The 19860-nt window shown below is 71.6% G+C and carries 20 protein-coding genes and 2 pseudogenes; 13 read left to right on the forward strand and 9 right to left on the reverse strand.

Annotated elements, in window-relative coordinates:
- Positions 1-4: 4 nt before the first annotated feature.
- Both Aut01nite_RS35540 and Aut01nite_RS35545 read right to left on the reverse strand, forming a co-directional pair.
- Entirely contained in the window at positions 5-1477 is a 1473-nt protein-coding gene (locus tag Aut01nite_RS35540; protein ID WP_043521558.1) for an aminopeptidase P family protein, read from the reverse strand.
- A gap of 81 nt (positions 1478-1558) precedes the next feature.
- A complete protein-coding gene (locus tag Aut01nite_RS35545) occupies positions 1559-2125 on the reverse strand; it encodes a hypothetical protein (protein WP_052163069.1) in 567 nt (188 codons plus the stop codon).
- 110 nt (positions 2126-2235) lie between these two features.
- On the opposite strand from Aut01nite_RS35545, the gene Aut01nite_RS35550 reads away from it, so the two are divergent.
- A complete protein-coding gene (locus tag Aut01nite_RS35550) occupies positions 2236-3165 on the forward strand; it encodes a carbohydrate kinase family protein (RefSeq protein ID WP_043521559.1) in 930 nt (309 codons plus the stop codon).
- Positions 3166-3426: 261 nt separating this feature from the next.
- Here the strand turns inward: Aut01nite_RS35550 and Aut01nite_RS35555 are convergent, their stop codons facing one another.
- The 4 genes and pseudogenes from Aut01nite_RS35555 to Aut01nite_RS35570 form a co-directional block, all read right to left on the reverse strand.
- A complete protein-coding gene (locus Aut01nite_RS35555) occupies positions 3427-3819 on the reverse strand; it encodes a thioesterase family protein (RefSeq protein ID WP_043521560.1) in 393 nt (130 codons plus the stop codon).
- Positions 3820-4310: 491 nt separating this feature from the next.
- Positions 4311-5675, reverse strand: a pseudogene (locus Aut01nite_RS35560) (PH domain-containing protein); the annotation flags it as partial.
- 152 nt (positions 5676-5827) lie between these two features.
- A complete protein-coding gene (locus Aut01nite_RS35565) occupies positions 5828-6349 on the reverse strand; it encodes a PH domain-containing protein (protein WP_043521561.1) in 522 nt (173 codons plus the stop codon).
- Between the two features lie 53 nt (positions 6350-6402).
- Positions 6403-6624 carry a hypothetical protein gene (locus tag Aut01nite_RS35570; RefSeq protein ID WP_043521562.1) on the reverse strand — a complete coding sequence of 74 codons (222 nt, stop codon included), beginning with the start codon at positions 6622-6624 and terminating at the stop codon, positions 6403-6405.
- A gap of 361 nt (positions 6625-6985) precedes the next feature.
- On the opposite strand from Aut01nite_RS35570, the pseudogene Aut01nite_RS35575 reads away from it, so the two are divergent.
- The 3 genes and pseudogenes from Aut01nite_RS35575 to Aut01nite_RS35585 form a co-directional block, all read left to right on the forward strand.
- Positions 6986-8095: pseudogene (locus tag Aut01nite_RS35575) on the forward strand (AAA family ATPase); the annotation flags it as partial.
- A 200-nt stretch (positions 8096-8295) separates the two neighbouring features.
- Complete coding sequence (locus Aut01nite_RS35580) at positions 8296-9309, forward strand: DUF58 domain-containing protein (protein ID WP_043521563.1); 1014 nt, start codon at positions 8296-8298, stop codon at positions 9307-9309.
- Positions 9306-10256, forward strand: a complete 951-nt coding sequence (locus Aut01nite_RS35585) for a VWA domain-containing protein (protein ID WP_043521564.1) — start codon at positions 9306-9308, stop codon at positions 10254-10256. The genes Aut01nite_RS35580 and Aut01nite_RS35585 overlap by 4 nt, the downstream gene beginning before the upstream one ends.
- 131 nt (positions 10257-10387) lie before the next feature.
- Here Aut01nite_RS35585 and Aut01nite_RS44515 read toward each other — a convergent pair whose 3' ends face one another.
- The gene (locus Aut01nite_RS44515) at positions 10388-10519 is read right to left on the reverse strand and encodes a hypothetical protein (protein ID WP_268871672.1); all 132 of its coding nucleotides are present in this window, start codon (positions 10517-10519) and stop codon (positions 10388-10390) included.
- 340 nt (positions 10520-10859) lie between these two features.
- Here Aut01nite_RS44515 and fabG point away from each other — a divergent pair, with 340 nt between their 5' ends.
- The 8 genes from fabG (at position 10860) to Aut01nite_RS35625 (ending at position 17656) form a co-directional block, all read left to right on the forward strand.
- Entirely contained in the window at positions 10860-11564 is a 705-nt protein-coding gene (gene fabG, locus Aut01nite_RS35590; RefSeq protein ID WP_043521565.1) for a beta-ketoacyl-ACP reductase, read from the forward strand.
- 32 nt (positions 11565-11596) lie between these two features.
- Positions 11597-12364 (forward strand): enoyl-ACP reductase FabI, encoded by a 768-nt coding sequence (gene fabI / locus Aut01nite_RS35595; protein WP_043521566.1) that lies wholly within the window; start codon positions 11597-11599, stop codon positions 12362-12364.
- A 20-nt stretch (positions 12365-12384) separates the two neighbouring features.
- Positions 12385-13413: a ferrochelatase gene (locus Aut01nite_RS35600; RefSeq protein ID WP_043521567.1), complete on the forward strand. Its 1029-nt coding sequence runs from the start codon at positions 12385-12387 to the stop codon at positions 13411-13413.
- Complete coding sequence (locus Aut01nite_RS35605; RefSeq protein ID WP_373871562.1) at positions 13356-14192, forward strand: HAD-IIA family hydrolase; 837 nt, start codon at positions 13356-13358, stop codon at positions 14190-14192. The genes Aut01nite_RS35600 and Aut01nite_RS35605 overlap by 58 nt, the downstream gene beginning before the upstream one ends.
- Positions 14193-14263: 71 nt before the next feature.
- Complete coding sequence (locus Aut01nite_RS35610; RefSeq protein WP_083998444.1) at positions 14264-14686, forward strand: NUDIX domain-containing protein; 423 nt, start codon at positions 14264-14266, stop codon at positions 14684-14686.
- Complete coding sequence (locus tag Aut01nite_RS35615) at positions 14683-15090, forward strand: NUDIX hydrolase (RefSeq protein ID WP_043521569.1); 408 nt, start codon at positions 14683-14685, stop codon at positions 15088-15090. The genes Aut01nite_RS35610 and Aut01nite_RS35615 overlap by 4 nt, the downstream gene beginning before the upstream one ends.
- 444 nt (positions 15091-15534) lie before the next feature.
- Positions 15535-17307, forward strand: a complete 1773-nt coding sequence (locus Aut01nite_RS35620) for an AbeC-like domain-containing protein (RefSeq protein ID WP_043521570.1) — start codon at positions 15535-15537, stop codon at positions 17305-17307.
- Positions 17300-17656, forward strand: coding sequence for a DUF5955 family protein (locus Aut01nite_RS35625; RefSeq protein WP_043521571.1), 357 nt, complete (start codon positions 17300-17302; stop codon positions 17654-17656). Before Aut01nite_RS35620 ends, Aut01nite_RS35625 begins: the two co-directional genes overlap by 8 nt.
- A 6-nt stretch (positions 17657-17662) precedes the next feature.
- On the opposite strand, the gene Aut01nite_RS35630 is transcribed toward Aut01nite_RS35625, so the two are convergent.
- Complete coding sequence (locus Aut01nite_RS35630) at positions 17663-18163, reverse strand: NUDIX domain-containing protein (RefSeq protein WP_043521572.1); 501 nt, start codon at positions 18161-18163, stop codon at positions 17663-17665.
- Positions 18160-18942 carry an Rv1486c family protein gene (locus tag Aut01nite_RS35635; protein WP_043521573.1) on the reverse strand — a complete coding sequence of 261 codons (783 nt, stop codon included), beginning with the start codon at positions 18940-18942 and terminating at the stop codon, positions 18160-18162. Before Aut01nite_RS35635 ends, Aut01nite_RS35630 begins: the two co-directional genes overlap by 4 nt.
- A 90-nt stretch (positions 18943-19032) precedes the next feature.
- Between Aut01nite_RS35635 and Aut01nite_RS35640 the strand changes: the two genes are divergently transcribed.
- Entirely contained in the window at positions 19033-19842 is an 810-nt protein-coding gene (locus Aut01nite_RS35640; RefSeq protein WP_043521574.1) for a DUF3097 domain-containing protein, read from the forward strand.
- Positions 19843-19860 lie beyond the last annotated feature (18 nt).

Here is a 19860-nt window from a genome sequence, read left to right on the forward strand (position 1 = left end):
AGGGTCAGCCGGGCAGGCGAGGACCCGCCTCACGCTGCGACGCCAGCCACTTTTCCACCTCGGTGGAGGTGCGCGGCAGACCGGCCGACAGGTTGCGGCAACCGTCCGCGGTCACCAGCACGTCGTCCTCGATCCGGACGCCGACGCCACGCAGCTCCTCCGGCACCAGCTCGTCCTCGGGCTGGAAGTAGAGGCCCGGCTCGACGGTGAGCACGTAACCCTCCTTCAACGAGCCCTCCCGGTACGCCTCGTTGCGCGCCGCCGAGCAGTCGTGCACGTCGATGCCGAGCATGTGCCCGAACCCGTGCAGCGTCCACCGCCGGTAGACGGTGCTGTCGTCGCTCATCGCCTCGTCCACGCTGACCGGCAGCAGCCCGAGGTCGTGCAGGCCCTCGGCGAGCACCCGCATGCAGACCTTGTGCACGTCCTTGAAGACCACACCGGGTTTGATCGCGTCCATGCCGGCCTGCTGCGAGGCGTACACGATGTCGTAGACCTGCCGCTGCAGCGGGGTGAACGTGCCGCTGACCGGCACGGTCCGGGTCACGTCGGCGGTGTAGAGGTTGTGCCCCTCCACGCCCATGTCCATCAGCAGCAGCTCACCGGGCCGGGTCACCCCGGTGTTGCGCACCCAGTGCAGGATCGTCGCGTGCGGGCCGGCGCCGACGATCGAGGAGTACCCCACGTCGTTGCCGTCGTGCCGGGCACGGAGCCCGAAGACGCCCTCGAGCAGCCGCTCCCGCACGCTGCGGTCGGCCGGCAGGACCCGGGCCACGTCCTCGAAGCCGAGGACGGTCGCGTCGATCGCCTCCTGCAGCTGGGCGATCTCCCACTCGTCCTTGACCAGCTTGAGCTCGGAGATCACCCGGGCCAGCTCCCGGTCGCGGGGCTTGGCCCGGTCCGGCTCGTAGGCGAGGACGGCACGGTCCACCGCCGGGTCGAAGCCGCGCAGCACCCGGGTGCGGCCGGGCGCCGAACCGGCCAGGGCCGGGCCCAGGTCACCGAGCGCCGCGGTGGCCAGGCCGAGCTCCGCCGACTTCTCGGCGAGGGTGTGGGTCCGCCCGATCCACAGCTCGCCGTTGCGGTCCCGGAAGAACCGGTCGGTGTCCTTGGAGTTGCGCTGCCGGGTGTAGAGCACGGCGTCGTGGCCGGAACCGCTCGGGTGCAGGATCAGCACACTGTCCGGGTCGCGGTCGCCGGTCAGGTAGAAGAAGTCGCTGCCGGGGCGGAAGGTGTAGTCGGTGTCGTTGGCCCGCACCTTCTCCACACCGCTCGGGATGATCAGCGTCTCGCCGGGGAAGGCCTCGGAGAGCGCGGAACGGCGCTTCGCGTAGTTCGGCACCTCGGGCAGGGCGGTGACGGCCAGCGGATCCTCCCGCCAGCCCTGGCGCATGAAGCTCAGGAACGCCTCGGGGAAGTCCGGGTCGTGTGACTCCGTCTTCGGCGCGGGCTGCTTCTTGCCGCTGTTCTCGGCCATCGTGGGTGCCTCCGTCGTTCTCGGTGCCCCCGACGTTACCGCCTGATCCACGGGGCCCGGCAGAGCCGGGCCCCGGCGGATTCAGCCGCGGCCGGGCCGGTTCTGGTACGTGGCCCGGATCCCGTCACGGGTCAGGCACGCCAGGCGGGGGCCCGCGGTGCCGGCCTGGCCCGGGGCGGTGTGCGTGTGCTCGGCGTGCAGCACCAGCGACCACGGCGGCCGGGACTCGTCGAACGGCCACTCCTGGACGCTGACGGCCTTCCCGGTGCCGAACGCGTCGGTGGTGAAGTCGAGCCAGATCTCGTTGCGCGGGTTGGCGAACGCCGGGTCCACCGAGGGCTGGCCGGGCGCGGCGGCGGGGTCGACGCTGTGCTGGTAGTGCGGCCCGGCGTCGGCCGGATCCTTGCCGCACCGGCTGGTGTGCAGGTGGGCGCCGTACGCGTGCCGAGGCTTGAGCCCGGTGGCGAGCAGGTTGACCCGTACCCCCGTCTCGGTGTCGTGGACGGTGAGCCGGGCCCGCGCGCCCGCCGGAACCACCGCTCGGTCGTAACTGAGGAAGGCGCCCGCGGTGTCGGGCGCCGGGCCGGGCGCCGGAGCGGCGCCCGTGAGCAGCAGCGGCGCCGCCAGGGCTAGCAGTCTCACATTCATCGGCGAATTATCCCAAATTCACCCATATTGACGCGTTGATCGGGGGAGCCTGGCCCACGAGTGCCGCGGGAAGCCTGGGACCCGGCGACGCCGGATGAAAGGCTGGGGCGGTGAGCTACGCGATGGTGATGGGCGAGGCGCTGATCGACCTGCTCGAAGTGGACGACCAGACCTACCGGCAGGCGATCGGCGGCGCGCCGCTGAACGTGGCGGTCGGCGTGGCACGACTCGGCGGTGAGGTGCGGTACGCCGGATCCCTCGGCACGGACGTCCTCGGCGACCGGATCGCCGCCTTCCTCCGCGAGGCGGGCGTCGGCGATCAAGGGGTACGCCGGGTGCCCGCCCCCACCACCCTCGCCGTCACCACCTTCGACGGCGCCGAGCCGACCTTCACCTTCTACGGCGAGCCGCCCTCCTACGCGCTGCTCGGCCCCGGCGACCTGGATCCCGCCGAGGTGGCCGGAGCGACGGTCCTCTACACCGGCTCGATCAGCCTGCTTCGTGAACCGTTCGCCGGCGCCGCCCGGCAGGCCTGGGCCACCGCCGGACCGCTGCGCGTCTTCGACCCGAACGTGCGGCCCACCCTGCTTCCCGACCAGGCCACCGTGCACGCCCTGCGCGAACTCGCCGAAGAGTTCTTCGCCACCGCTGACCTGGTCAAACTCAGCTCAGCCGACGCGATCACGCTCTATGGCGAGCAGGATCCGGCGGCCGCGGCGGCGCACATCCGCGGCCTGGGCGCGGCGACGGTCGTGGTCACCTGCGGCGCCCGCGGCGCACACGTCGCCACGGACGGCGGCGCGGTCATGATCCCCGCCCCGGCGGTGAACGCCATCGACGCCACCGGCGCCGGCGACTCCGTGATGGCCGCCCTGATCAGCCGCCTGCTGGCCGGCGGCCGCCCCGCCGACCCGGCCGGCTGGACGGACCACGTCCGCTTCGCCCTGTCGGTGGCCGGCCTGGTGTGCGAACGACAGGGCGGCGCCACCGCGATGCCGACCCCCGGCGAGCTCGCGGTCCGCTGGCCTGCTCTTTCCTGACTCGCCGGTACGGGCCACGGAAGTCCCGTGCCCGTCCACGCGAGGTCCGCGCCACGCACGGCCGCAGCACGGGCTGCGGGCTGAGGCGGTGGCCCGGGCCCCCGAGACGACCCTGAGGGCGGGCCGGGGCCGGGGTCGGTTGTTCGGCTGGTGGTCACGGTTGTCTCGGGCGGTCGGAGACAGCCGTGAGAGCCAGCCGGGGTTCGGGCGGTTGTCACGGCTGTCGCCGAGTGGCCGGAGACAGCCCGGCGGGCCAGAGGTTCAGTCGCCGAAGGCGCGGGCGATGAAGGTCCGCCGGTCGACGACGGCACGTTCGATACGGACCGCGGCGACCAGGGTCTCGCCGTCGTGCACGGCCACGTCGAAGAACAGCTTCGGCCCGTCCACCTTGGTCAGGGTGGCATGCGCGGCGACCCGGCGGCCGAGCGGCGTCGGCGCCCGGTGCTCGATCTCCACGCGGACCCCGACAGTGGTGAGGCCGCCGGGGATCTGCCGCGCGGTGGTGAGGACGGTCGCCGCCTCGGCGAGCGCGAGCAGCCGGGGTGTGGCCAGCACCGGCACGTCGCCGGAGCCGAGGGACTGAGCGGTGTCGGCGTCGGTGACCGTCAATTCGACCCGGGCGCCGAGACCGGGCGCGAACTCCGGAAGCTCCATCGTCAAAGCTTACGGCCGTGCGGCCGGCAAAGCTGCGGGGAGCGGCGCCGAAGCTCGCGACCGGGCGGCTGGGTAAGGCTGCGAGGGCGGTGCCGAAGCTCACGGCCGGGCGGCTGGGTAAGGCTGCGAGGGCGGTGCCGAAGCCCATGGCCGGGCGGGCCGGACGGCAAGGCTCACGGCTGCGAGGGCCGCTGCCAGAACGTCTCGTCGATCGGCTCGGTGGAACCCGGCGCGCCAGGGCCCGGGTGTGCTGAACCGGGTTGGCCTGACGTCGGGTGTGCCGAATCGGGCCGGCCTGACGTCGGGTGCGCGGAATGGGGCGGGCCGGCGAGCGGGGTGAAGCCCTGCGGGTCGACGACCGGCGGGGAGACGACCGGCGGGACGGCGGACGGGGTGATGACCGCGGGGTTGACGGGTGCCGGATCCATGGATGTCGGGATGACGGCTGCCGGGGTGACGGGCGTCGGCGGGCCGACCGCGGGAGAGGCGGGGGCGGTGCGGGCCTGGCGGGCGCGGGTGGCCAGTTCGTCGGCCAGGGCGTACGCCTCGGCGAGGTCCCGGTCCCGGGCCGCCCCGGCACGCCCGCCGGCGGTGTCGGCGTAGACGGTGGCCAGCCCGAACCGGCGCTGCAACGGCCCCTGGACGACCCGGACGCTCTGCACCCGCGCGTACGGCACCAGGGTCATCTCCCGGGTGACCCGCCCCGAGCGGCTCACGAAGACCTCCGCGGTCAGCCCGGCGCCGTGGAAGCGCAGGCCGATCGGATGCAGCCAGCGGGCCCGGCGGGGTGGCGGCGAGGTGGCGAGCACCGCCAGGTCGACTCCGGGGAGGGCCGCGGCGACCAGGGCGCGGGCGGCGGCCGGGTCACCGACCGGCATGAGACGGTCGGAGCTCTTGTCGTCGCCGGCCTCCGGGCGGGACAGCCCGGCGACGTCCAGGCTCAGGTGCAGCCACCGTTTGGCCCGCCACAGGAACGGCCAGGTGACCCGGACGGCCTGCACCCGGTGCGGCGGCACCACCTGGCTGCGGGTCTCCAGCAGGCCGTAGTGCAGGACCAGGCGGTCGCCGCGGATCAGCCGGAAGTTCCAGTCGCGAAGCACCCGCCGGACGGGTTGCAGGATGACGCCGGCCATCGCGGTCATCGTGCTGGCGATGCCGATGAACGTCCACGAGCCCTCCATCACGAACTGGGTGATCACCCAGGCCACGCCGAACGGCAGGAAGAACGCCTGCGGGGTGAGCAGCTGGCTGACCAGCAGGTCGGTGTTGCGGACCCGGTAGAGCGGGAGCGGCTCGGTCACCGGCGACCCGGGTGCCGTGGCGGCGGTCGTGCCCGCCTGCCCGGAGAGTGAGAGCAGCCGCTCGCGCAGCGCGCCGGCGTTCTGCACGGTCAGATAGGCCAGCGGCGCCTCGGTCTTGCCGCCGCCGACCACCTCCAGGCGCAGCTCGGCGAGGCCGGTGAGCTGGGCCAGCAACGGCCGGCGCACCTCGACGGCCTGGAGCCGGTCGAGCGGGATGGCCCGGTTGCGCCGCCAGATCAGCCCCTCGGTGATCCTCAGCTCACGTCCCACCACGTGATACCCGGTGTTCCACCAGCCGATCCCCGAGAAGATCACCACGGCCACCGCCAGGGCCAGCACGATCAGCACGAAGTCGGTCGCCCCGACCTGCCCGAGGGTCTGCCAGGACAGCGCCGCGACGATCACGACGATGCTCTTCGCGCCCTTGAGCAGCGGGCTCAGCGGGTGCAGCCGCTGCCGCGGTTCGGCGCCGGGCTGCTCACCGGCCGCGGCTTGCGGTTTCCCGGCGGTCGCCGAACCCCCCGGCGGTACGGGTGACGCGCCGGCCGGCTCCACCCACGGACCGGCGGGCGCGGGGGCCGAGGTGGGTTGCTCCGGCCAGGCATCGGCGGGCGTGGGGGAGACGCCGGCCGGCTCCGGCCACGGGCTCGTGGGCGCGGGCGAGGCGGTGGGCGGCTCGGCCGGGGAAGGGGCTGGTCCGAAGCTGGTCATAGCCCCTCGGCCCGGTCCTCGCCGAGCGCGGTCAGCCGGTCCCGGAGGCGGGAGGCCTCCGCCGGCGGCAGTCCGGGAACCCGCGCCTCGCTGGCCGCCGCCGCGGTGTGCAACTGCACCGTGGCCAGCCCGAACGCCCGTTCCAGGGGGCCGGCGGTGACGTCCACGTACTGCATGCGCGCGTACGGCACGATGGACAGGTGCCGGACCAGCAGGCCGTGCCGGACCAGCAGGTCGTTGTCACGCTCGGCATAGCCCCAGGCGCGGACCGCGCGGGCCGCGATCACGGTCCGCCAGACGGCGAGGACCAGCGCCGCGGCCATGCCGAGCAGCCACCAGAGGCTCGACGAGGAGGTGAGGACCAGCCCGGTGATCAGGCCTGCGAGCAGCACCACGGTCCAGGTGGCGATGCCGATCAGGTGGACGAGGAAGAGCCGGCTGGAGACCGGGCGCCACACGACCGTTTCCGGCCAGGGCTCGAGGGCATCGACGGTGGTTGGCGTGGACGGCTCGGTCACATGTGAAGACTAGGCCCTGTCCGCCGCATTCCGCCCGGCCGCGGGAGCCCGGCTCAGGAGACGGCGGCGCTCTCCGGAGCGATGAAGGGGGTGACCTCGCGCAGGAACCCGCGCGCGTCCAGGAACGAGCCGAGGGTGGGCCGGTGGTCGTCACAGGCCAGCCAGGTCTTCCGGCGCTCCGGAGTGTGGATCTTCGGGTTGTTCCAGTGCAACTGCCAGGTGGCCGTGGCACGGCAGCCCTTGGCGGAACACTGGGGAGCGATTTCCTCGACCATGCCCTGAACCCTACGCACCTGCGCGGGTGGGGTGGGAGTTTGAGCGCCGGGCGGCCACGGGGGAAGCCGCCCGGCGACGAGCCAAATGCTACACGCTTCACATGGTCACGTATGCACCCGGTGACCTGCCCGATCCGGCGGATCGCGCAGAAAGATCAACACAGTTGGCCGATGGCGTTGCGGGCTGCTAAGACATCCGGATCCGGCGATGATGACGGCCGGATGACGACACGGCTACCTATGCTGCCGGTCAGCGCGGCCGGTCGGCTCGAAGGAACCTCCCAGCCGCATGTTGTTGTGTGTCGTGTAAGTCTTGAGCGTCGGCGGGGCACCGTGGACGAGGATCTCAACAGGAGGACCGGTGGCGCAGCCGAGCACGCCCGAGACCGAGACCAGCGCGGACAGCGGTGCGCCGGTGCCGCCCGCGCAGGACGCGTCACAGCTCGAGCGCGCGATGTTCGAGGTCAAGCGGGTCATCGTGGGCCAGGACCGGATGGTCGAGCGGATGTTCGTGGCGCTGCTGGCGCGCGGCCACTGCCTGCTCGAGGGGGTGCCCGGCGTGGCCAAGACGCTCGCCGTGGAGACCCTGGCCAAGGTGGTCGGCGGCACGTTCTCCCGGGTGCAGTTCACGCCCGACCTGGTGCCCTCCGACATCGTCGGCACCCGGATCTACCGGCAGTCCAGCGAGCAGTTCGACGTGGAGCTCGGCCCCGTCTTCGTGAACTTCCTGCTCGCCGACGAGATCAACCGGGCGCCGGCCAAGGTGCAGTCGGCGCTGCTCGAGGTGATGGCCGAGCACCAGGTGTCGATCGGCGGCAAGAGCTACGACGTGCCCGACCCGTTCCTGGTCATGGCCACCCAGAACCCGATCGAGCAGGAGGGTGTCTACCCGCTGCCCGAGGCCCAGCGGGACCGGTTCCTCATGAAGATCATCGTGGGGTACCCGACCGACACCGAGGAACGCGAGATCGTCTACCGGATGGGCGTCAGCGCGCCGGAGCCGAAGCAGGTCTTCACCCCCGACGACCTGCTTGCCCTGCAGCGCCGTGCCGACCAGGTGTTCGTGCACAACGCGCTGGTCGACTACACGGTCCGCCTGGTCCTGGCGACCCGGGCCCCGGCCCAGCACGGCATGCCGGACGTCGCCCAGCTGATTCAGTACGGCGCGAGCCCGCGCGCCTCGCTCGGCATCGTCCGCGCCACCCGCGCCCTGGCCCTGCTGCGCGGCCGGGACTACGCGCTCCCGCAGGACGTGCAGGACATCGCGCCGGACATCCTGCGGCACCGCCTGGTGCTCAGCTACGACGCGCTGGCCGACGACATCCCGGCCGACCACATCGTCGCCCGCATCATGCAGGCCGTCCCGCCGCCGCAGGTGTCGTCCCGTCAGGGCTCGCCGAGCGGCCAGCCCGGGCAGCCGGGGCAGTTCGGCCAGCCCGGTCAGCCCCAGCCGGGGCAGTTCGGCCAGCCGGGCCAGCCTCAGCCGGGGCAGTTCGGCCAGCACACACCGCCCGGCCCGCTGACGCCGGTCGCGGCCGGCCCGCCCGCCGCGCAGTACGTCGCCGGCCCGGCCGGGGTCCAGCCGACCAGCGGCGCTCCCGCCGCCTTCGACAGTCGGCCGCCGCAGGACAACCGGCCGCCGCAGGGCAACGGCGCCTGGCCCACCCCGTCATGACCGGGCCGCCCCTCTCGATGCCGCTGGCGCCGGACGAGGCTGCGCGGGCCGAGGCCGTCCTCGCCAAGCTGCAGCTGCTCGTCACCCGGAAACTGGACGGCCTGCTCCAGGGGGACTATGCGGGGCTGCTGCCGGGGCCGGGCAGCGAGGCCGGCGAGTCCCGGGAGTACCGGCCGGGCGACGACGTGCGCCGGATGGACTGGCCGGTGACGGCCCGGACCACGCTGCCGCACGTGCGCCGCACGGTCGCCGACCGGGAGCTGGAGACCTGGCTCGCGGTGGACCTGTCGGCCAGCCTCGACTTCGGTACCGCCAAATGGCTCAAACGGGACCTGGTGGTCGCGGCCGCCACGGCGATGGCCCATCTGACCGTCCGGGGCGGCAACCGGATCGGGGCCGTGGTGGGCACCGGCTCCGGCGTACCGCAGAAGGAGGGAACCCGCGGCTGGTGGCGCCGCAAGGCGGAGGCGAAAGCCGAGCCACCGCCTGCCGCCCCGGTGTTGCGGCTGCCCGCCCGGCCCGGCCGCAAGGAGGCGCAGGCGCTGCTGCGGGCGATCGCCGGGACCCGGATCCGGCCCGGCCGCACCGACCTGGGCGCCCTGATCGACATGCTGAACCGGCCACCGCGGCGGCGCGGCGTGGCTGTGGTGATCTCCGACTTCCTGTCGCCGGTGGAGGGCTGGGCCCGGCCGGTGAAGAAGCTCGCGGTCCGGCACGACGTGCTCGCGATCGAGGTGGTCGACCCGCGTGAGCTGGAGCTGCCGGACGTCGGCGTGCTGACCCTGGCCGACCCGGAGTCCGGGATGCTGCACGAGGTGCAGACCTCCGACGACGGCCTGCGCCGGCGGTACGCCGAGGCGGCGGGGGAGCAGCGCGCCGCCATCGCCCGCGCGCTGCGTGCCGCCGGGGCCTCGCACCTGCGCCTGCGCACCGACACCGACTGGCTGCTCGACATGGTCCGCTTCGTGGCCGCTCAGCGCCACGCCCGTACCCGAGGGACCACACGATGATCCGTTTCCTGGAACCGTGGTGGCTGCTGACGCTGCTGCCCGTCCTGGCCCTGGCCGGGCTGTACGTCTGGCGGCAGTTCCGCAAGCGGCAGTACGCGATGAGGTTCACCAACGTCGAGCTGCTGCGCACCCTCGCACCGAAGGGTCTGGGCTGGCGCCGGCACGTGTCGGCGGCCGCGTTCCTGCTGATGCTGGGCGCGCTGGCGGCGGCGACGGCCCGCCCGTCGATCGACAAGGAGGAGCCGCTGGAGCGGGCGACCGTGATGCTCGCCATCGACGTGTCGCTGTCCATGCAGGCCGAGGACGTGGAGCCGAGCCGGATCGAGGCGGCGCAGGAGGCGGCCAAGCAGTTCGTCAACGAGCTGCCGCCCAGTTACAACCTGGGCCTGGTGTCCTTCGCGCAGGCGGCGAACGTGCTGGTCCCGCCGTCGAAGGACCGGGCCGCGGTGGTCGCCGCGATCGACGCGCTGACGCTGGCCGAGGCGACCGCGACGGGCGAGGCGGTCTTCACGTCGCTGGACGCGATCCGGTCGGTGCCCGCGGACGGCGCGGACGGCGCCCCGCCGGCCCGGGTGGTGCTGCTCTCCGACGGCTACCGCACGTCCGGGCGCTCCATCGAGGACGCGGCGGTCGCGGCGGCGCAGGCGAACGTGCCGATCTCCACGATCGCGTTCGGCACCGACACCGGTGTCGTCGACATCCGCGGCGACATGAAACTGGTGCCTGTCGATCGGCTGTCGTTGCAGCAGCTGGCCGAGCAGACCGACGGCTACTTCTACGAGGCGGCCACGGTGGGTGAGCTGAAGAACGTCTACAAGGACATGGGCAGCTCGATCGGCCATCGTGTCGAGTCCCGCGAGGTCACCCAGCTGTATGCGGTGGCGGGCCTGTTCCTGGGCCTGATCGGCGCCGCGACGAGTCTGCTGTGGACGTCCCGCCTGCCCTGACCGGGCGAGCGGGCCCACCGCACGGGGCCTGGGCGGACACGAGGTCGACCGAGCTGATCTTGTTGTCGGCTCGGGCGTGGGTGCCGGTGAAGCGGGTGCCCACGCGGGAGCCGGGGGCGATCGTCGATGCGTCAGGGCGTGTTGTGTGCCAGCACGAAGAGCACGACGACCCAGGCCGAGAGCAGGGTGAAACCGAGTGGTGCGACAAGCTTCTTCACGATGGAAACCGTCTTCCGCTGGTGACTGAGCTGAGGCAGGGTCACTTCGCGGCCGGAACCACCGCACGCCACGGGGGCCGGCCCGAAGAGGACCGGCGGCGTGCGGGTGGGGGTCTGGTCAGCGGTCAGAGGCGCTGACGAGCGTCCCGGCCACGACTAGGAGGATCGCTATCTCGCACAGCGATCACCTCCATACGTCGTCGGGCCTGGACCGTGGCAGCGTACTCCTTAAGCGCCACTTAAGAAAATCGACGTGTCCCTGAACGGGGTGTAAGTCAACGGGACCGTCCCTCGGCGGTGGTACGCCGGGCCGATAGTCTCGCATTTCAGAAGGGTTCTGGTGACCCACTGTGAACTCGTGGTGACATGTCGATTGGAGTGTGTTGTGGCTCGCACCGTTCTGGTGACCGGAGGAAACCGCGGCATCGGCCTGGCCATCGCGCGAGCGTTCGCCAAGCAGGGCGACCGGGTGGCGGTCACGCATCGTGGCTCCGGGGCGCCGGAGGGCCTGCTCGGGGTGCAGTGCGACATCACCGACTCGGCCGGCGTCGACGCCGCGTTCACCTACGTGGAGAACGAGCTGGGCCCGGTGGAGGTGCTCGTCGCCAACGCCGGCATCACCGACGACACCCTGCTCATGCGGATGAGCGACGAGCAGTTCGAGCGGGTGATCGACACCAACCTGACCGGCGCGTTCCGCTGCGCCAAGCGGGCCAGCACCAAGATGCTGCGCGCCCGCTGGGGCCGGATCGTCTTCATCTCCTCCGTCGTCGGCCTGTACGGCGGACCCGGCCAGGTGAACTACGCGGCGAGCAAGGCCGGCCTGGTCGGCATGGCCCGTAGCATCACGCGTGAGCTGGGCGGCCGCAACATCACCGCGAACGTGGTGGCGCCCGGGTTCATCGAGACGGAGATGACCGCGGTCTTGCCCGACTCGCGCAAGGCCGAGATCATCAAGGCCGTCCCGGCCGGTCGTCTCGCCAGTGCAGACGAGGTAGCGGCAGCCGTGACGTTCTTGGCCAGCGACAGTGCGGCGTACATCTCGGGCGCCGTGCTGCCGGTCGATGGTGGTCTCGGCATGGGCCACTGAAGTCCCGAGAATCTTGTCAGGAGAGTATTTTCGTGTCTGGACTGCTGGCCGGTAAACGGCTGCTCGTCACCGGTGTGATCACCGACGCCTCGATCGCCTTCTCGGTGGCGAAGCTCGCTCAGGAAGCCGGCGCCACGGTGGTGCTGACCGGCTTCGGCCGTCTCTCGCTGGTGGAGCGCATCGCCAAGCGGCTGCCCCAGCCGGCGCCCGTCATCGAACTGGACGTCACCAATCAGGAGCACCTGGACGGCCTGCCCGCCAAGGTGCGGGAGCACGTCGACGGACTCGACGGCGTGGTCCACTCGATCGGGTTCGCCCCGCAGAGCGCCCTCGGCGGCACCTTCCTGGAGACGCCGTGGGAGGACGTCTCGCAGGCGCTGCACGTGTCGACGTTCTCGTACAAGTCTCTCGCCGTGGCCTGCCTGCCGCTGATGGACGCCGGCGGCTCGATCGTCGGCCTGACCTTCGACGCGACCAAGGCCTACCCGCTGTACGACTGGATGGGCGTCGCCAAGGCCGGCCTCGAATCGGCGTCCCGCTACCTCGCCATGTACCTGGGCAAGCACGGGATCCGCAGCAACATGGTCGCGGCCGGCCCGCTGCGTACCATGGCCGCCAAGTCGATCCCGGGCTTCAGCAACTTCGAGGACGCCTACTCCCAGCACGCGCCGCTCGGCTGGGACCTCAACGACCCGGAGCCGACCGCCCGCGCGGTCTGCGCCCTGCTGTCCGACTGGTTCCCCGCCACCACCGGTGAGATGGTGCACGTCGACGGGGGCTACCACGCGCGAGCCGCCTGACGCGGTGGCAGGATGGGCGGGTGGTTTACGACGCGTTCGTCCTGCTCTCCTTCGGCGGGCCAGAGAAGCCCGATGACGTGATGCCGTTCCTGCGCAACGTGGTGCGCGGGCGCGGTGTCCCGGACGAGCGCCTCGCCGAGGTGGCCGAGCACTACATGCACTTCGGCGGGGTCTCCCCGATCAATCAGCAGTGCCGCGACCTGCTCGCGGCCATCGGCGCCGAGTTCTCGGCGCACGGGATCGGCCTGCCCACCTACTGGGGCAACCGGAACTGGCAGCCGATGCTCGCCGACACCGTCGCGCGGATGCGCGACGACGGGATCGAGCACGCGCTGGGCTTCGCGACCAGCGCGTACGGCGGCTACTCCTCCTGCAAGCAGTACTGGGAGGACATCGCCGCGGCCCGGGCGCACGTCGGCCCCCGGGCGCCGAGGATCGCCAAGCTGCGGCAGTTCCACGACCACCCGGGATTCGTGAACCCGCACGTGGAAGCGGTGCAGGCGGCTCTGACGACCCTCGACCCGGCCCGCCGGGAGACCACCCGTCTGGTCTTCACCGCCCACTCCATCCCGGTCACCATGGCGAAGACCGCCGGGCCCACCGGCGGGCGCTACAACGCCCAGCTGGAGGAGACCGCCCGGCTCGTGCACGCCGCGGCCGCCGCCGACCTCGGTTACGACCTGGTGTGGCAGAGCCGTTCCGGCCCGCCGCAGGTGCCCTGGCTGGAACCGGACATCAACGATCACCTCGCGCTGCTCGCCGAGAAGGGTGTGACCGACGTGGTGGTCAGCCCCATCGGTTTCGTCTCCGACCACCTCGAAGTCCTCTGGGACCTCGACAACGAGGCCAAGGACACCGCGGCCGGCCTCGGCCTGGGATACGCCCGGGCGTCGACACCCGGTGTTCACCCTTCCTTCGTCGCGATGATCCGCGAGTTGGTGCAGGAGCGGACCGATGATCAGAATCGGGCGGCGCTCGGTACGCTGCCGACCTGGGACGTCTGCCCCGCGGACTGCTGTCCCCCACCCGCGCGACGAAAGGCACCCTGATGAAGGAGCGCAAGGCGATCGAGAGCTGGCTCACCGACATGGACGGCGTCCTCGTCCACGAGGGAGAGCCGGTGCCGGGCGCCCCGGAGTTCGTCAACCGGATGAAGGAGAGCGGCAAGCCGTTCCTCATCCTGACGAACAACTCCATCTACACGCCGCGTGACCTGCAGGCCCGCCTCTACCGGATGGGCTTCGACGTGGACGAGGGCTCGATCTGGACCGCCGCCCTCGCGACCGCGCAGTTCCTGGCGGACCAGCGGCCCGGCGGCACCGCGTACGTGATCGGCGAAGCCGGCCTGACCACCGCCATGCACGCGGCCGGCTACATCCTCACCGAGTTCGAGCCGGACTACGTGGTGCTCGGCGAGACCCGCACCTACAGCTTCGAGGCGATCACCAAGGCGATCCGGCTGATCAGCGCCGGATCCCGGTTCATCTGCACCAACCCGGACGCCACCGGGCCGTCCAACGAGGGCCTGCTCCCGGCCGCCGGCTCGGTCGCGGCGATGATCTCCAAGGCGACCGGGGTGAAGCCGTACTTCGTCGGCAAGCCCAACCCGATGATGATGCGGTCCGCGCTCAACGCGATCGGCGCGCACAGCGAGACCACCGCGATGATCGGCGACCGGATGGACACCGACGTGCTGTGCGGTCTGGAGGCGGGGCTGGAGACCATCCTGGTGCTGACCGGCATCAGCAGCCGGATGGAGAGCGAGACGTACCCGTACCGCCCGTCCCGCATCATCAACTCCGTCGCCGACCTGATCGACGAGATCTGAGCCCGGCCGTGCCGTGGGAGGAGTCGTACCTCGGGCGGTTGCGGGCGCTCACCGGGCCGGAACCGGTCCTGATGACGATCGGGGCGCGGGCCGTGCTCCGTGACGACGGCGGCCGCGTCCTGCTGATCCAGCGCAACGACAACGGCCGGTGGGCGCTGCCGGCCGGCACCATGGAGCTGCGCCAGACGCTGCGGGACTGCGCGATCCGGGAGGTGTACGAGGAGACCGGCCTGACCGCCCACACGGTCACCCCGTTCGCCCTGTACTCCGGGGAGCACCTGCACACCAACGCGTTCGGGGCCACGTACCAGCACGTCTCCCTGGCCGTCCGGGTCGACTCCTGGTCCGGCGACCTGGTCCGGGTCACCGACGAGACCCTCGACGCCGCGTTCTTTCCGCTCGACGCCCTGCCGGAGGACCTCTCCGGCTCGGTCCGGCCCACCCTGGCCGACCTGGGGCGGTTCGAGTCCGGCGACCCGTTCCGGCTGGCATGACAGCGCCCGCACTGGTCGTCGCGGCCGCCTGGGTCTGCGTCCGGAACCGCCGGGTGCTGACCGTCCGGGCGGCCGGCTCGGACGCGTTCTACCTGCCCGGCGGCAAACCGGAACCCGGCGAGACACACGCCGAGGCCGCCGCCCGCGAGGTCCGCGAGGAGGTGGGCCTGCACGTCGACCCGGCCGCTCTCGAGGCGTTCGTCACGATCGACGCCCCGGCCCACAACCGCCCACCGGGCACCCGCGTCCAGCTGGTCTGCTTCACCGGCCCGGCCACCGGCGACCCCGCCGCAGCCGCCGAGATCGCCGAACTGGCCTGGTTCACCTCCGCCGACCGCGGCCGCTGCGCCCCCGCCATCCGGCTCCTCCTCGACGAACTCGTCATGGCGGATTCGATCGACTGAGCCGGGCACGGATCGACACGGCCCCGGCGTCGCGCACGGTCCGATGGACGCCGCTGTCGCCGAGTACGTAGCGGATGGTCTCGGGTGCAGGTGCCCTACGCCCGGCCCTTCGAGCCGGCTTCCGCCGCCTGAACGTTCAGCAACGGCACGAATGCCTGCCCGCCGTTGCCTGCGTTCGTGAAGTTCAGTAACGCGGGAGCACGTCCATGCGCGAGATCTTGTTCCGGCGGTTCCGGACAAGCAGCGAAGCGCCGGAGACGTAGACGTGGAAGGGCCATTCCCGTGCGTCTCAGGCCGACGATTTCCGGATTCTCTCGCCGTACGCCGATGAGGTGATGCGATCAGGCTCTCGGGTGATTCTGGGCCGGTGCGCTTGCGGGTAACGTAAAGATCGCCGCATCGATAATGCTCCTCTTTTACCGCGATCCCGGATTCGGAGAATGCATGGCCAATGAGACCGACGGCCGGGCCGCCGGCTCTCCGTCGGCCGTTCCCGATGCGGCGAACCCGGGGTTCAGGCATGGCCCGCCGTTCGACGGGCGCCGGCCGGGGCCGGCCTCGTCGACGACCCGCTATCTCTGCGCGGCCGCCTACGTGTCCGAGGAATACGCCGACCGGGTCGTCGAGCACCTGGTCGCCGACAGCCACCGCGCGGTCTCGCCGGCGCTGGGCTACGACACGGCCCTCGTGGTCCGGCACTGCCTGCGGGCCCAGCGTCTCCGGCTGGCGCAGAGCGCGGTGGTCTCCGTGATTCTGACGGTCGGCCTGTGCGCCTTTCCTGCCCCGGGCCTACTGGTCTTCCTGATATGTCTGGTGGGCTCGCGGATGCTGCGGGGAAGCCGCCGGGCGGCGAAGGGGTCGATCGGGCGGACGGTGACGGTCGCACTGGTCGTCATGACCGGTTTCTCATGCCTGGCCCCTTCCTTCGTGGCGGCTTTCGGGACGGTTGCTCCCCGTGAGGACCCGATGCTCGACGCGAACCTGTTTCCCGTCCAGGCGACGGCGATCTTGGTGACCGCCTATGTGGCGGTGACCTGGGCGCGATACCGCATCATCACCACGATCGTCGTGGATCTGGCCCACGGCCGGATCCCGCCCGCTCCGGAAGCGGTCCGATGGGAGATCGAGCAGCGCCTCGGAGTCGTGGCCCAGGCGCAGGCGGGGAACATCGTCCTGCACGGCGATGTCGAGCCGTTCGTGGGCGCCGGGGAGCAGGTCGACTCCTGGTCCGTGGCGACCGAGCTGAAAGCCACCGAGTACCCGGAGGCGATTCCCTCCAGCGGGCACTACGGGGCCGCCGGCTCGCGGGGGCACGTCGTGATCGACCCGGTCGATCTGGTGCGATACCTGAAGTGCCGGCTCGCGGAGCTGCGCTCGCCGGCGTTGCCGGAATCCGAGCGGATCACCGGCCTGCTGCTGAGCGACCAGATCATCTCCTCGGGCACCCGGTGGCGTGGCCATCCGCTGGTCGATGATCGATTGCGGCTACCGTTCTCGCACGCCGAGCCGGAGGCGGTGCGCATGATCATCCAGCATCCTCAGGCCGGCGCCCGCCACTTCCTGCGGGCCACGGTCGGTGTAATGGACGAGGCGGGGGTGGGCGACGACGGGCACGCCATCATGCCGGCCGAGCGCCAGAGCGCGATTGCATCCACCTACATCCATGTGGCTGCCGCGGGGGCGATGCTGTACGTCGAGGTGGTCGCGTTCGTCCTCGGCCCACTGGAGCAGCGGTTCCTCGACATCGACGGGTACGACATCCGCGCCAACTCGTTGCGTACCGCGTTCCGCGAGGCGGCGTGCCGGTTCATGGGGGCGACGGTGGCCGCCCCGCTGGATCTCATTCGCTCCAGTGTCAGGTTCACCTCGATGTCGGGTGCCATCCGCCGGGCGGATCAGGAGTCCCGGACGAAGTCGGTGTACGACTTCGGGGCCGTGGTGGATGCGCGGCAATTGGCGTCACGTACCGGTTTCGCGAATAATCTGCAGCGCCTGGACTCGGAGAAATGTCGGCGGATCATCAACCGGCGCGTGACCGAGGCCATCGGGGAATTTCTCTCAGATCACGGCGTCGACAATTCCGCCTTCTCGCGCAGCGTCAATCTCTATCAGTACAACGGCGTACACATCTTCGGGGACAACTACGGGCCGGTGGCCGCGGGGGACGGCGCTTCCGCGAGAGCCACGAACACCAGAATCGGAGGTTTGGATGACTGACCATCTGTCGATCGGTGGAAGCAGTTTCGGGCCGAACGCGGTCGGGCACGGGGCCCGTGCCGAGCAGCGCGACGTCGCCATCCACACGACCACGGCAGGCGACGATCGGTTCGCGGCGGCGCTCGCCGAGTTGCGCCGGCAGTTCGCGCAGCACCGTGCAGAGATCCCGGAGTCGGACTGGGTCGAGCGTGACTTGAAGAACCTGGAACGGAGCGCTCAGGAACCCGACCCGGACCCGCAAAACCTCCGCGACACGATCAAGCGGATCGCCGGCCGGGTCGCGATGTCGGCTCCGGTGATCTCCGCGGTCAACGACGTCCGCCAGTTGATCGAGGCCATGGCAGGCTGAACCCGGTCACGCCTTGGAGGTGAACCAGCGGGTGGCGACGGCGGTGTGGATGCTGAAGCCCAGCTCGGTCGGGCCGTAAAGGACCTCACGGCTCAACGTCTCGTCGGTGGCCGGGGCGGGCGGCAGGTGGGCCGGGCTGGGCAGAGCCGGCAGCAGGCCGAACACCAGGATCGTGCCGTCCGGCGCGCTGATCGTGTCGTAGAGGCGGATCGCGGCCGGATCGGCCTCGACCCCGGTCTCCTCGAACAGCTCGCGCACCGTGGCCGCCTGCCACGTCTCACCCATGTCGATGAAACCGCCGGGCAGCGCCAGCCGCCCGTGAGCCGGGGCGACGCCGCGGCGGACCGCGAGCAGGCCGGAGCCGACCGGCTGGACCGCGACGGCGACCGGACTGGGGTTGAGGTAGCTGATCTGGCCGCACGCCCCGCACTTGCGGGGCCACGGCTGGCCGAGAGTGAACCGGGCGCCGCAGAAGCTGCAGTGCGCGTAACGGTCGGGGGCGGTCACGGCTGCAACGGGGAGTTGCAGGCCGCGACGAGGGCCTGCCGGCAGGCGGCGGTGAGCGGGCGCAGAGCCTCGTCCCGCTGCTGCGCCTCGTAACCGTTGACGGCGCCGCCCGGCGCGTTCGACCCGGCGAGGGCGAGCACCTGGTCGAGGATGCTGGCGCGGGCGAACAGCCGGCGTGACCGCGGGTCGAAGCCGGGGGGCAGGGTCTCGGTGCTCTCCGGGCGGCGCAGCGCCTGCAACGCCCCGGCCAGCTCCGGTTTCCACTGCGCCACGTCCAGCCGGGTGAGCCGGGCGGTGGCCTCGCCGAGCGCGGCGGTGAGCTCGGCCTCGGCCTCGGCGGCGCCCATCTGGAAGACCGGGCGGTGCTCCGGCGCGGGCAGCACCCGCCACAGCACCGTCTCGAACTCCACTCCGGAGCCGGAGGTGTGCCGCCGGACCTCCGGCACCACACCGAACGCCGGCGTCATCACCGCCTCGCCGGCCAGCAGCGCGGCGCCGGTCAGATCGCTGGGGCCGGGCAGGCCACGTGGGTCGCCGGGAACGGGGAGGACCAGCCGGATCTCGTCGGGACGCAGTTTCGCGAAGATCGGCAGGCCCTGGCTGAGCGGGACGTCGGTCCAGGTGCCCGGGGCGTCGGCGACGAGGTGCTCCTCGCCCGCGGCGATCTCGTCGGCCAGATCGTCGAACGGGACGAGCCCGGCGCGCCAGGCGCGCACCCAGGCCACGAACCGGGTGGACCGGCGCGCGGCGCGGACGGCCGCATCGGCTGCGGAATGCATGCGAGCAAGGGTACGTGCCGGTGCAGACAGTTGTCTCGGCTCGGAGCGTCACCATCGGTGTGTCCGTGATCGCGGGTTACCGTGCGATTCATGTATGGGGAGGATGTGATGGCGGGCGACTGGCGCCGCCGCAAGGTGATACCGGAGGTGGAGGCCGAGACCGATCTGGTCGTCGAGGACGCCGACTCCGGGTTCTGTGGCGCGGTGGTCGGCTTCGAGCTCGGCGCGGTCGTCCTGGAGGACCGGTTCGGCAAGCGCCGCAACTTCCCGCTGACCCCGGCCGCGTTCCTGCTGGACGGTCAGGTGGTCACGCTGATCAGGCCGGCGCCGAAGCAGCAACCGGGACGGCAGCGCCGGGTCACCGCCTCCGGGTCGATCGCCGTCGACGACGTGAAGGCCCGTGTCGCGAAGGCCAGCCGGATCTGGGTGGAGGGCATCCACGACGCCGCCCTGGTCGAGCGGATCTGGGGCGACGACCTGCGGATCGAGGGCATCGTGGTGGAGCCCCTGGACGGCATCGACGATCTCGCGGGCGCGGTTCGCGAGTTCGGGCCGTCCCGGACGAGGCGGCTCGGTGTGCTGGTGGACCATCTCGTCGCCGGTTCCAAGGAGAGCCGGATCGTCGCCGCGGTCAAGGACCCGAACGTGCTGGTCACCGGCCATCCCTACGTGGACGTCTGGCAGGCGGTCAAGCCGGAACGGGTGGGCTTGCGGGCCTGGCCGGTCATCCCGCCCGGCCGCCCGTGGAAGGAGGGCGTCTGCGAGGCCGTCGGCGTACGCCAGCCGGCCGACATGTGGCGGCGCATCCTCGCCTCGGTCAGCTCCTACAAGGACGTCGAGACCCCGCTGATCAACTCGATGGAGCGGCTCATCGACTTCGTGACCGTCCTGGACGACTGAGACTGCCGGTGTGCCGAG

The sequence above is a fragment of the Actinoplanes utahensis genome (assembly GCF_016862455.1).
GTDB lineage: Bacteria > Actinomycetota > Actinomycetes > Mycobacteriales > Micromonosporaceae > Actinoplanes > Actinoplanes utahensis.